11 protein-coding genes are annotated in these 12,165 nt (G+C 60.4%); 2 read left to right on the top strand and 9 right to left on the bottom strand.

Going from position 1 to position 12,165, the window contains the following annotated elements:
• Positions 1-41 precede the first annotated feature (41 nt).
• The 7 genes from sigX to ppsA form a co-directional block, all read right to left on the bottom strand.
• Positions 42-632 (bottom strand): RNA polymerase sigma factor SigX, encoded by a 591-nt coding sequence (gene sigX, locus P406_RS22260; protein ID WP_003315686.1) that lies wholly within the window; start codon positions 630-632, stop codon positions 42-44.
• 82 nt (positions 633-714) lie between these two features.
• Positions 715-1,539: a mechanosensitive ion channel family protein gene (locus tag P406_RS22255; RefSeq protein ID WP_004410479.1), complete on the bottom strand. Its 825-nt coding sequence runs from the start codon at positions 1,537-1,539 to the stop codon at positions 715-717.
• A gap of 2 nt (positions 1,540-1,541) precedes the next feature.
• Positions 1,542-1,790 carry a hypothetical protein gene (locus P406_RS22250; RefSeq protein WP_003347124.1) on the bottom strand — a complete coding sequence of 83 codons (249 nt, stop codon included), beginning with the start codon at positions 1,788-1,790 and terminating at the stop codon, positions 1,542-1,544.
• 85 nt (positions 1,791-1,875) lie between these two features.
• Positions 1,876-2,871: a divalent cation transporter CmaX gene (gene cmaX / locus P406_RS22245; protein WP_003315689.1), complete on the bottom strand. Its 996-nt coding sequence runs from the start codon at positions 2,869-2,871 to the stop codon at positions 1,876-1,878.
• Positions 2,872-2,882: 11 nt separating this feature from the next.
• Positions 2,883-3,371, bottom strand: coding sequence for a ribonuclease E activity regulator RraA (rraA, locus tag P406_RS22240; protein ID WP_046237388.1), 489 nt, complete (start codon positions 3,369-3,371; stop codon positions 2,883-2,885).
• Positions 3,372-3,469: 98 nt separating this feature from the next.
• Positions 3,470-4,459 carry an alpha/beta fold hydrolase gene (locus tag P406_RS22235; protein WP_046237387.1) on the bottom strand — a complete coding sequence of 330 codons (990 nt, stop codon included), beginning with the start codon at positions 4,457-4,459 and terminating at the stop codon, positions 3,470-3,472.
• Positions 4,460-4,651: 192 nt separating this feature from the next.
• The gene (gene ppsA, locus P406_RS22230; RefSeq protein ID WP_004418234.1) at positions 4,652-7,027 is read right to left on the bottom strand and encodes a phosphoenolpyruvate synthase; all 2,376 of its coding nucleotides are present in this window, start codon (positions 7,025-7,027) and stop codon (positions 4,652-4,654) included.
• Here ppsA and P406_RS30405 point away from each other — a divergent pair.
• Positions 6,974-7,210, top strand: coding sequence for a hypothetical protein (locus tag P406_RS30405; RefSeq protein ID WP_370737612.1), 237 nt, complete (start codon positions 6,974-6,976; stop codon positions 7,208-7,210). The two genes, ppsA and P406_RS30405, sit on opposite strands and share 54 nt — an antisense overlap.
• A 39-nt stretch (positions 7,211-7,249) precedes the next feature.
• Positions 7,250-8,068 (top strand): posphoenolpyruvate synthetase regulatory kinase/phosphorylase PpsR, encoded by an 819-nt coding sequence (gene ppsR / locus P406_RS22225; RefSeq protein ID WP_003347114.1) that lies wholly within the window; start codon positions 7,250-7,252, stop codon positions 8,066-8,068.
• A 34-nt stretch (positions 8,069-8,102) separates the two neighbouring features.
• Here the strand turns inward: ppsR and prpF are convergent, their stop codons facing one another.
• Together prpF and acnD are read right to left on the bottom strand one after the other, a co-directional pair.
• Positions 8,103-9,293, bottom strand: a complete 1,191-nt coding sequence (gene prpF, locus P406_RS22220; RefSeq protein ID WP_046237386.1) for a 2-methylaconitate cis-trans isomerase PrpF — start codon at positions 9,291-9,293, stop codon at positions 8,103-8,105.
• 136 nt (positions 9,294-9,429) lie between these two features.
• The gene (acnD, locus tag P406_RS22215) at positions 9,430-12,018 is read right to left on the bottom strand and encodes a Fe/S-dependent 2-methylisocitrate dehydratase AcnD (protein WP_046237385.1); all 2,589 of its coding nucleotides are present in this window, start codon (positions 12,016-12,018) and stop codon (positions 9,430-9,432) included.
• Between the last annotated feature and the right edge of the window lie 147 nt (positions 12,019-12,165).

The following is a 12,165-nucleotide window of genomic DNA, read 5'->3' as shown; positions in this document are numbered from 1 at the left end:
CTACCAGACCTTGCCAGTTTGTTAGAGATATTTGCACCGTATTAAGTTTCGGCGATTCCCGCAAATTTCTCTCGTAATTTATCTAAAGCCCGCTTGTAACGCATTTTCGTTGCGCTCAAGCCCATGTGCATGATGTCAGCGATCTCCTGGAATTCAAGTTCTGCAACAAAACGCAGGACCAGAATCTCCCGATCGATCGGGTTCACATACACAAGCCAGCGATCAAGTCCGCCCCGTTCTTCAGGTTTGGGCGCCTTTTCTTCCGACGCTTCCTCAAGTGGATCCAGACTCAGCGCGTCCATCAAGCGACGCTTACGCCGTTCCTTCCTGTACTGCGTGATGCATTCATTGTAGGTGATGCTGTACAGCCAGGTTTTAAATTTAGATTTACCTTCAAAATTTTTCAACCCATACAACACTTTAAGCATCACCTCCTGACAGACATCGTCAGCGTCGCGATCGTTCCCCAGATAACGTGCACAGACGTTAAAAAGTGTCCTCTGGTAACGGCGCATCAATTCTTCGTAGGCCCGCGTCACATTGAACAGCTCAACGTGGGCGCGCGCAACCAGCTCCTCATCTGAGAGCTCGCGTGGATCGTAGCGCGTCGAAAACGGTTGAGGTTTATTCAAAACAAATCTTGCCGACAGTCAGGTCAATGTCCGCCATGGCCTGTATCGGCAACCTGGCGGCATACATTAGCAGGTTAACCGCTTAACGGCTGCTTACTCTCTGCTCGAGCAGGATGCGGTTGGAAAACGACACCAGCTCCCCCTCGTCTGTCAGTAGTGTTGTCTTGACCGTACCGATTTCCTCGATCTGCCCTTCCGTCTCGCCTATCTGTACCTGTTGCCCGACCTGAAACAGCTCGCGGACGTAAATTCCGGCAATGATTTGACCGGCAATTTCGCGACTGCCGAGGCCCAGGGCAAGCGCCACTGTCAGACCAACGGTAATCAGCGCAATCACGATAACGTGGTTCAGCAGGTCGGTCTTGACCTCCAACTGGCTGATCGCGACCGAAATACTGATGATAATGACCAGCCCCTGGGCAATTCGCCCCAAGCCTGCAGAGTAGTCGATCCCTACGCCTTCGGCAGCACCGCGTACCAGGCCATTGACCAGTTGCGCCAGTAGCACACCGACCAGCAGCACCAGCGCGGCACCAAATACCTTGGGCAAATACAGCGCCAGCATGTCCAGCGTCGCTGAGACCCGCTGCAGGCCCAAAGATTCAGCGGCCGATACGAGAAAGATAAGCAGAACGAACCAGTAGACGACCTTGCCGATCAGCGTGGAGACCGGCACCTTGACGCCAGCGCGGCCGATGATCTTGGTCAGGCCGGTACCGCCGACCAGACGATCAAGGCCCAGTTTGGCCAGTAATTTGGAAAGCAGTGCGTCGAGCAGCTTGGCGACGACAAAACCGAGCAACACCACAACCAGGGCGCCGAACAGGTTGGGGATGAAGTTTGCGACTTTGGTCCACAATGCAGTCATTGCAGCAAGAAGGCTCTGGGTCCAGAGGTTCAGTTCCATGCTCAATCAGCCTTATCGATAGAACGCGCACCACTCGAGGTGCGACGAGAAACGGGAGAGACGTGGGCCGAACCGTTGTTCACGGCGATCATCAGCGCCTGCGACCAGCGGCCCAGCAACCCGAACAACACACCGGCGCCGACCTGGCGATTGGCGGTCTTCAGGACGCGTCCCAGACATGCGTCATCATCCCGGCTGGAGGATGAAGAATTGAGCATGTCGCGTAAAGATTCTTCAAACGGATCGTGCATCAGGCACCTCACGTAATGTCATTCAAAGACGCGACGCGAAAACAACAAGTCACACAGGCTCGCCAAATAACCATCCAGGCCCGCCCTATACCCAACGCAAACGGCGGAACAACCACCACTGCCCTGCGCCCAGTGCGACGATCAGCAGACAGGCCACCAGAAAGCCGTACGAACTGGCCGAACCCGGAATGCCGCCAACGTTGATACCCAGCAGACCGGTGAGAAAACTCATCGGCAGAAAGATACAGGTAATGATCCCGAAGCGGTACATGGTGCGGTTCATGTGCTCGCGCAGGCGCCGGTCCTCGGACTCCAGCAGCAGCCCCACCCGCTCGCGGGTCAGCTCGAGCTCTTCCAGATAACGGGTCAGGCTGTTGTTCAGCTCATTCCAGTAATCAGCGTCGTCATGGGCAAACCAGGACAGCTTGATGCGTGAAAGCTGACCATAAATATCTCGCTGCGGCCCAAGGAACCGGCGCAGGCCGGCAGCGCGTCGACGGATGTGCAGCAGCTTGCCATGCTCGGGATTGTACCGTTCGTCGGCGTCGTTCTTTTCTTCCTCTTCATCGACCGACTCGGTCAGTTCACCCACCAGGTCCTGAACCTTGTCAGTGAGGTGCTGCGCGAGGTGCAGAATCAGCTCCGAGGCGCTCTTCGGGCCTTTGCCCTGCCCCAGCAGCTCAATCAGTTCCTCGGTGGCGCGCAACGGACGCAGGCGCAGCGAGATCACCCGCTGCGCGGCAGCGAAGATACGCACCGAGACCATGTCTTCGGGTTCCGCACCGGGATTCAGATTCACGCCGCGCAGAAACAGCAGCAGCTCTTGCTCCGGCAACGGCAGCAAACGCGGCCGGGTGTTCTCTTCCAGCAACAGGTCGCAGGCAAACTCGCTCAGACCGCTGCCGGTGCGCAGCCAGGCATGCGTCTGCGGATGGCTACGATCCCAGTGCAGCCAGAGGCTTTCTTCTGGCTGCAATGCAAGGTCCTGCAACTCGGTTCGAGCGATGAAACGCGCCCCACCCTTACCGTCCAAAACGAGGGCATGAACCAGCCCCCACTGCGCGTTTGCTTCATCGAACATGGATACTTCGCTTATTCCGGCATGGTCAGAGGTGATGGGGAAATGATGACGCCGTTGTTGTCGGCGTACAGGTACTCACCGGGGCGGAACGTCACGCCGCCAAAGGTCACCGGCACATTCAGCTCACCTATGCCGCGCTTCTCGGTTTTCTTCGGATGACTGGCGAGCGCCTGGACACCCAGGTCAGTCTGGGCGATGACATCCACATCACGGACGCAGCCGTAGATCAACATGCCTTCCCAGCCGTTCTTTGCAGCCTTGTCAGCCAGCATGTCACCCAGCAGCGCACAACGCAGTGAGCCACCGCCGTCGACGACCAGGACCTTGCCCTTGCCGTCGAGCTCGACGTGCTCCCTGACCTTGGAGTTGTCCTCGAAACATTTCAGCGTGACGATCTGGCCACCAAATGAATCGCGGCCGCCAAAATTGCTGAACATCGGCTCCACGACCTGAATCAGGTCCGGATAGGCGTCACACAGATCGGGGGTGAGGTAGTGCATGGGTCAACTCCTGTCATCGGCTATGGGGTCGCGATTGATACAGACGGTTTACTGAAACAGACACGACCGGATGAGCCTAACCATAGCGACTTTACCGGCTAACTGCCTACCGCGACCTGAAACTCTGCAACCTGTTCAGGAACGGAACGCTCACCCAGCCACTCGATCACTCGCGGCCAGACCTGCTGCTGCGCGGCCTTGCTGACCAGCATCTGCACATGGTCGAAATCCTCGCTGAAGCCGTGTTCGCGGCCCAGGCAGAGGAATTGCCTGTGTTCGCTGCCGATCTGCTCGAACAGTTCACGGCATGCCCACACCGGGTCCTGATGGTCGCCGGCCGCAGCGACAGCCAGAACCGGCACCTGAACCGCGCTCAACCCTGCCCACCAGTTGTTGTCACGCTCACCGAAACGTCCGAACAGCCCGTGCCAGCGCATGCTTTCCAGAACCAGACCGATCGGCTCGTCTTCCGGCCCGCGCTTGAAACGCGGTCCGGAGATATGCTCGAAGGACCTCAACAGCAACTTCGCAGACCATTGCAGTGGCGGGACTTTCAGCGGCCAGTAGGTGCGGCTGACCTGGCTGCCGAACAGCGCCACAGACGCCGCAGTATCAGCCCCCAGATACTGACCGCCCAAGGCTGCCGCCAGGCTCGTGCCGCCCAGCGAGTGGCCGATCCAGTGCGGTATCTGGCCACTTTGCTCGACGACGAACGCGGCAATGGCTGGCAAATCGAAACGCGCGTAGTCCGCCACGCAATTGCTGCGATAACTCAGGTTGCGAGCCGACAAGCCATGGCCGCGCATTTCAGGAATCCACACGTCATAGCCGGCCCGCGCCAGATACGCGCCCAGACCGATGCCCTTGGGCGAATACCAGAACCGCCGGTTGGAAAAACTGCCATGCAGCAGTATGACCGGAGTGCCACGCACATCCGGCTGATCGACGCGCCCCAGCCGGGTTACCGCCAGTTCGACACTGGCGTCGGGGCTGTTGGCAGGTTTGAGACGGTAGACGTCCTCGACCAGATCGCCACGACGCTCGGCGCTGATCAAGGCCACGGGAAAAAGCTGGCTGCTGCTCTGCATATCACTCTTTATCTGGTTTGACAGACGGGATGAAACCACGCGTTCCGGCTTCTCGCGGTGCGCCATAAAAAAGGCGGCTTCCGAAGAAACCGCCTCATTCAAACACCTGAACCACATGACGGCTCAGGCCGCGTTCGCGTCACACGGCCGCCCGGTCTTGTAAGGGACGTGCCTCAGGTAAGCCGCCGCCTGTCAGACAGGCGCCTGTGCCTCGGCGAGGAAGAACCAGGTCTCCAGTACCGAATCGGGGTTCAGCGACACACTCTCGATGCCCTGATCCATCAGCCAGCGCGCCAGATCCGGGTGATCGGAAGGCCCCTGCCCGCAGATGCCGATGTACTTGCCAGCCTTGTTGCACGCCTGAATGGCATTGGACAGCAGCTTTTTGACCGCCGGGTTACGCTCATCGAACAGGTGGGCAATCACGCCGGAGTCACGATCGAGACCGAGCGTCAGCTGGGTCAGGTCGTTGGAGCCGATGGAGAAGCCGTCGAAGTACTCGAGGAACTCTTCCGCCAGAATCGCGTTGGACGGCAGTTCGCACATCATGATGATGCGCAGGCCGTTTTCGCCACGCTTCAGGCCATTGGCGGCCAGCAGATCGATCACCTGGCTCGCCTCGCCCAGGGTGCGGACGAACGGCACCATGATCTCGACGTTGGTCAGGCCCATCTCTTCGCGCACACGCTTGAGCGCACGGCACTCCAGCTCGAAGCAGTCACGGAAGTTCTCGCTGATATAGCGCGACGCACCGCGGAAGCCCAGCATCGGGTTTTCTTCTTCAGGCTCGTAGAGCTTGCCGCCGATCAGGTTGGCGTACTCGTTGGACTTGAAGTCCGAGAGGCGCACGATGACCTTCTTCGGCGTGAACGCGGCAGCCAGGGTACTGATGCCCTCGACCAGCTTTTCGACATAGAAACCGACCGGATCGTCGTAACCGGCGATGCGCTTGTCGACGCTTTCCTTGATTTCCGGTGGCAGCACCGAATAGTTGAGCAGCGCCTTGGGGTGCACGCCGATCATGCGGTTGATGATGAACTCCAGACGCGCCAGACCGACACCGGCATTGGGCAACTGGGCGAAATCAAAGGCGCGGTCCGGGTTGCCGACGTTCATCATGATCTTGAACGGCAGATCAGGCATCGCGTCGACCGAATTGGTCTTGATGTCGAAGCCCAGCTCGCCTTCGAAGATATAACCGGTGTCGCCCTCGGCGCAGGAAACCGTGACACCCTGGCCATCCTGAAGGGTGTGCGTGGCGTTGCCGCAGCCGACCACTGCCGGGATGCCCAGCTCACGGGCGATGATCGCCGCGTGGCAGGTACGACCGCCACGGTTGGTGACGATTGCGCTGGCGCGCTTCATGACCGGCTCCCAGTCCGGGTCGGTCATGTCCGACACCAGCACGTCGCCGGGCTGGACCTTGTCCATCTCGGACACGTCCTTGATGATGCGCACCTTGCCCGCGCCGATGCGCTGACCGATGGCACGGCCTTCGACCAGCACCTTGCCGGTCTCCTTAAGCAGATAGCGTTCCATGACGTTGGCCGAAGCACGGCTCTTCACCGTTTCCGGACGCGCCTGAACGATGTACAGCTTGCCGTCGTCACCGTCCTTGGCCCACTCGATGTCCATCGGGCACTTGTAGTGCTTCTCGATGATCATCGCCTGTTTGGCCAGCTCGGACACTTCGGCATCGCTCAGGCAGAAACGCGCGCGATCGGCAGGCTCGACGTCGATCACCTTGACCGAACGACCGGCCTTGGCTTCTTCGCCGTAAATCATCTTGATCGCCTTGCTGCCCAGGTTGCGACGCAGGATCGCCGGGCGGCCAGCCGCCAGCGTGTCCTTGTGCACGTAGAACTCGTCCGGGTTGACGGCGCCCTGCACAACCGTCTCGCCCAGGCCGTAAGCGCCGGTGATGAACACCACGTCGCGGAAGCCGGACTCGGTGTCGAGGGTGAACATGACACCGGCCGTACCGGTTTCGGAACGCACCATGCGCTGCACGCCCGCAGACAGCGCGACCAGCTTGTGGTCGAAGCCCTGGTGTACGCGGTAGGAAATCGCACGGTCGTTGAACAGTGAAGCGAAGACTTCCTTGGCGGCACGGATCACGTTCTCGACGCCGCGGATGTTCAGGAAGGTCTCCTGCTGGCCGGCGAACGAGGCATCCGGCAAGTCTTCGGCCGTTGCGGAGGAACGCACGGCCACGGCCAAGTTCGGATTACCCGCAGAGAGCTCGGCAAACGCAGTACGGATCTGGGCGTTGAGCTGCTCGGGGAACTCGGCCTCCATGATCCACTGACGAATCTGCGCACCGGTGCGGGCCAACGCGTTGACATCATCGACGTCAAGGGCGTCCAGCGCAGCATGGATCTGCTCGTTCAGGCCGCTGAGCTCAAGAAAGTCACGGTAAGCCTGGGCGGTAGTCGCGAAGCCGCCGGGCACCGAAACACCAGCACCTGCGAGGTTGCTGATCATCTCGCCGAGGGACGAGTTTTTGCCCCCCACGTGCTCTACATCATGGACGCCGAGCTTATCGAGGGAAACTACGTACTCTACCAAGGTGATCTCTCCACTAACTGTGTTTGTTGTTGGGAAAAGCTCATTCACCTGCGCCACAGGCGGTGTGGCTTCAGGCGTGTCTGCCCGGACGTACAGGTCGGGCGTTCAAAACCGAGTGTGCAGAACCATGCGTGCAAAAAAGCTGCACCTGCGGGCTCTCATGGCAGGCCAGCACGCCTATGATAGCCAGAATTCGTCAACTGCTTAAGGCCTGGGGCAAAAATGAAACGATCCGCTTTCTTCATCTCGGACGGCACGGGTATCACCGCCGAAACCCTGGGCCAGAGCCTGTTGGCACAATTTGAAAACATTACGTTCAACAAGTTCACCAGGCCCTATATCGACAGCGTCGAGAAGGCGCGGGCGATGGTACAACAAATCAATAATGCCGCCGACAAGGACGATGTACGGCCGATCATCTTCGACACCATCGTCAATCAGGACATTCGCGAGATTCTGGCGACGTCCAATGGCTTCATGATCGATATCTTTTCGACCTTCCTCGCCCCGCTGGAGCAGGAGCTTAGTTCACACTCCTCCTACTCCGTGGGTAAATCTCACTCCATCGGGCATAACTCCAATTACATGGAGCGCATCGAGGCGGTCAACTTTGCGCTGGACAACGATGACGGCGCACGAACACATTATTACGACAAGGCCGATATCATCCTCGTCGGCGTCTCGCGCTGCGGCAAAACCCCGACCTGTCTGTACATGGCCATGCAGTTCGGTATCCGGGCCGCCAACTATCCGCTGACCGAAGATGACATGGAGAGGCTGCAACTGCCTGCGGCGCTCAAACAGCATCGCGAAAAACTGTTTGGCCTGACCATCGACCCGGACCGTCTCACCGCGATCCGCCATGAGCGCAAGCCCAACAGCCGCTACTCCAGCTACGCGCAGTGCGAATTCGAGGTGCGCGAGGTGGAAAGCCTGTTCCGCCGCGAGAACATCGCGCACATCAATTCCACGCATTTTTCGGTGGAAGAAATCTCCGCCAAGGTGCTGGTCGAAAAAGGCGTGGAGCGACGTTTCAAGTAGACGCTGCGAGCCCCCCCCTTGCAAGCTGACGACTTCAGGCGCCTGGCTGCGGCACACGTACCCAGCCTTCCATCAGCACGCGGGCGCTGCGACTCATCAGGGCCTTGGTGACTTTCCAGTCTCCGCCCTCCTGAACGGCCTGAGCGCCGACCCGCAATGTGCCGGAGGGATGGCCAAAGCTGACGACACTGCGCGCCTGACCGCCAGCGGCCAGATTCACCAGCGTGCCCGGAATGGCCGCAGCTGTGCCGATGGCTACCGCAGCCGTGCCCATCATCGCGTGGTGCAGCTTGCCCATCGACACGGCGCGGACCAGCAGCTCGATATCCTGCGCAGCGACAGGCTTGCCACTCGACGCCACGTAATCGGCGGGTGCAGCGACAAATGCAACCTTGGGCGTGTGCTGGCGTGCGACAGCTTCATCGATGTTGCCGATCAGGCCCATGCGTACAGCACCGTAGGCGCGAATGGCTTCCAGACGGGCCAGCGCCTGCGAATCACTGTTGATATCGCCCTGCAGCTCAGTGCCGGAGTAACCAATGTCGGCAGCATTGACGAAAATCGTCGGGATGCCGGCATTGATCATGGTCGCCTTCAGAATGCCGATGCCGGGCACCTCCAGCTCGTCCACCAGGTTGCCGGTGGGGAACATCGAGCCGCCCGCGCCCTCTTCGTCCGCCGCCGGATCAAGAAACTCCAGTGGCACTTCAGCTGCCGGGAAGGTCACGCCATCCAGCTCGAAATCACCGGTTTCCTGCACCGCGCCGTTGCTGATAGGCACGTGGGCGATGATGGTCTTGCCGATGTTGGCCTGCCAGATACGCACCACCGCGACGCCGTTCTGCGGAACACGGCCCGGGTCGACCAGGCCATTCGTAATCGCGAATGGCCCCACGGCCGCTGACAGGTTGCCGCAATTGCCGCTCCAGTCGACAAACGGCTTGTCGATGGACACCTGGCCGAACAGGTAATCGACATCGTGGTCGGGCCTGCTGCTACGCGACACAATCACGCTCTTGCTGGTACTCGACGTCGCCCCGCCCATGCCGTCGATCTGCTTTTCATAGGGGTCAGGGCTGCCGATGACCCGCAACAGCAGCGCATCCCGCGCCGCGCCCGGAACCTGTGCAGCTTCGGGCAGATCAGTCAGCCTGAAAAACACACCCTTGCTGGTGCCACCGCGCATGTAGGTGGCGGGGATGCGGATCTGGGGTGAATGAGCCATGAATTCGTTGTCCTGTTCAAAGAGCGCGCTGCGCGCTCAAAATCGGACGCAGAGCGTCCAGAACTGCATGCCCACGCGGAGCATGGGCACGATAGTGCTCTTGCGCACGCTTGGCGTTCCTCACGCTCCAGCGTAGCTACGATGCAGTAGCCTCCAGAAAGTCCTGAGCAAAACGCTGTAATACGCCGCCCGCCTCATAAATAGAGAGCTCTTCGGCGGTGTCCAGACGACAGGTCACCGGCACCTCGACGCGCTCGCCGTTACGGCGCTGAATCACCAGCGTCAACGTCGCACGGGGTGTGCGCTGGCCGATCACATCGAAGGTTTCACTGCCGTCGATGCCCAGGGTCAGACGGCTGGTGCCGGGCTTGAACTCCAGCGGCAGCACACCCATGCCCACCAGGTTGGTGCGGTGAATACGCTCGAACCCTTCTGCAGCAATCGCTTCGACGCCCGCCAGCCTGACGCCTTTGGCCGCCCAGTCACGGGACGAGCCCTGCCCATAGTCGGCACCGGCAATAATGATCAACGGTTGCTTGCGCGCCATGTAGGTTTCGATGGCTTCCCACATGCGCGTGACCACGCCTTCGGGTTCGATACGGGTCAGCGAGCCTTTTTTGACCTTGCCGTCGACCACTGCCATCTCGTTGACCAGTTGCGGGTTGGCAAAGGTCGCGCGCTGGGCGGTCAGGTGGTCGCCCCGATGGGTCGCGTAGGAGTTGAAGTCTTCCTCCGGCAGGCCCATTTTCGCCAGGTACTCGCCCGCCGCACTGTCGAGCATGATCGCGTTGGACGGCGACAGGTGATCGGTGGTGATGTTGTCCGGCAGTACGGCCAGCGCCCGCATGCCCTTGAGCGTGCGCTCTCCGGCCAGCGCACCTTCCCAGTAGGGCGGGCGACGGATGTAGGTGCTCATCGGACGCCAGTCGTAAAGCGGCTCGACCTTCGGCCCGCTGTGCTCTTCGATGGCAAACATCGGGATATAGACCTGGCGGAACTGCTCCGGCTTGACCGATGCCTGCACGACGGCATCAATCTCTTCATCGCTCGGCCAGATATCCTTGAGACGGATTTCCCGGCCCTCGGCGACGCCCAGCACGTCGTTCTCAATATCGAAACGGATGGTCCCGGCAATGGCGTACGCCACGACCAAGGGCGGCGAGGCCAGAAAGGCCTGCTTGGCATAGGGGTGAATACGCCCGTCGAAATTACGGTTACCGGACAAGACCGCCGTGGCGTAAAGGTCGCGGTCGATGATTTCCTGCTGGATCAGCGGATCGAGCGCGCCGGACATGCCGTTGCAGGTGGTGCAGGCAAAGGCCACGACGCCGAAACCCAGTTGCTCCAGCTCGGACGTCAGCCCGGCGGCATCCAGGTACAGCGCTACGGTTTTCGAGCCGGGGGCCAGCGATGACTTGACCCAGGGTTTGCGCAGCAGCCCCAGGCGGTTGGCGTTGCGTGCCAGCAGACCGGCGGCAATGACGTTGCGCGGGTTGCTGGTGTTGGTGCAACTGGTGATCGCAGCGATGATCACCGCGCCGTCGGGCATCTGCCCCGGCACCTCGTCCCATTGCCCGGCAATCCCTCTGGCCGCCAGATCAGCGGTGGCGACCCGCGCATGGGGGTTGGAGGGCCCGGCCATGTTGCGTACCACACTGGACAGATCGAAACTCAGCACCCGCTCGTACTGCACCTCGCTCAGGCTGTCCGACCAAAGACCGGTGTGCCGGGCATACAGCTCGACGAGCTTGACCTGCTCGTCCTCGCGACCTGTCAAACGCAGATAGTCGATGGTTTGCGAATCAATCGAAAACATCGCCGCCGTCGCGCCGTATTCAGGTGCCATGTTGGAGATTGTTGCCCGGTCGCCCAGGGTCAGGCTCGACGCACCTGCGCCGTAAAACTCCAGATAGGCACCGACCACTTTCTGCTGACGCAGGTATTCGGTCAGCGCGAGCACCAGGTCGGTGGCGGTGATGCCTGGCTGATGGCGCCCGGTCAGTTCGACGCCGATGATGTCCGGCAGACGCATCCACGAGGCGCGCCCGAGCATGACGTTCTCGGCCTCGAGCCCGCCGACGCCGATGGCAATCACGCCAAGGGCGTCGACGTGCGGCGTGTGGCTGTCCGTGCCCACCAGTGTGTCGGGAAAGGCTACGCCGTCGAGCACCTGCACCACCGGTGACATTTTCTCCAGATTGATCTGGTGCATGATGCCGTTGCCCGGCGGGATCACTTCGACGTTCTTGAACGCCTGCTTGGTCCAGTCAATGAAATGAAAACGGTCTTCGTTGCGACGGTCTTCGATGGCGCGGTTCTTGGCGAACGCCTGCGGGTCATTACCGTCGGACTCCACTGCCAGCGAGTGATCGACGATCAGTTGCACCGGAACCACCGGGTTGACCAGCGCAGGATCGCCGCCCTGCGAAGCGATCGCGTCGCGCAGCCCGGCAAGGTCGACCAGCGCGGTCTGACCCAGAATATCGTGGCAGACCACGCGTGCCGGGAACCAGGGAAAATCCAGATCACGCTTGCGCTCGATGAGCTGCATCAACGAGGCATTCAAGGTCGCCGGATCACAACGGCGCACCAGGTTCTCGGCCAGCACCCGCGAGGTGTAGGGCAGCGTGGCATAGGCACCGGGCTTGAGCGCCTCGACGGCCGCCCGAGCGTCGAAATAATCCAGTCGGGTGCCAGGGAGCGGTTTGCGAAATTCACTGTTCATTGCGGGACTCGATCACGGAGTGTTCGGAATACGGGTGGGGAGCTTCAGCGGCTCCCCTGCCCCCTTTTAGGCTCTGTACGAAAAGTGGCTGCGCTCGGTGATGCTTCGTTAAAAACAGGCTCGGAATGCTCATTTACAACACGTAGA

Source organism: Pseudomonas syringae pv. coryli str. NCPPB 4273 (genome assembly GCF_000972175.1).
GTDB classification, from domain to species: Bacteria; Pseudomonadota; Gammaproteobacteria; order Pseudomonadales; family Pseudomonadaceae; genus Aquipseudomonas; species Aquipseudomonas syringae.
The sequence above is the reverse complement of the archived record's forward strand: the minus strand, read 5'-3'. Positions and strand labels throughout refer to the sequence as shown.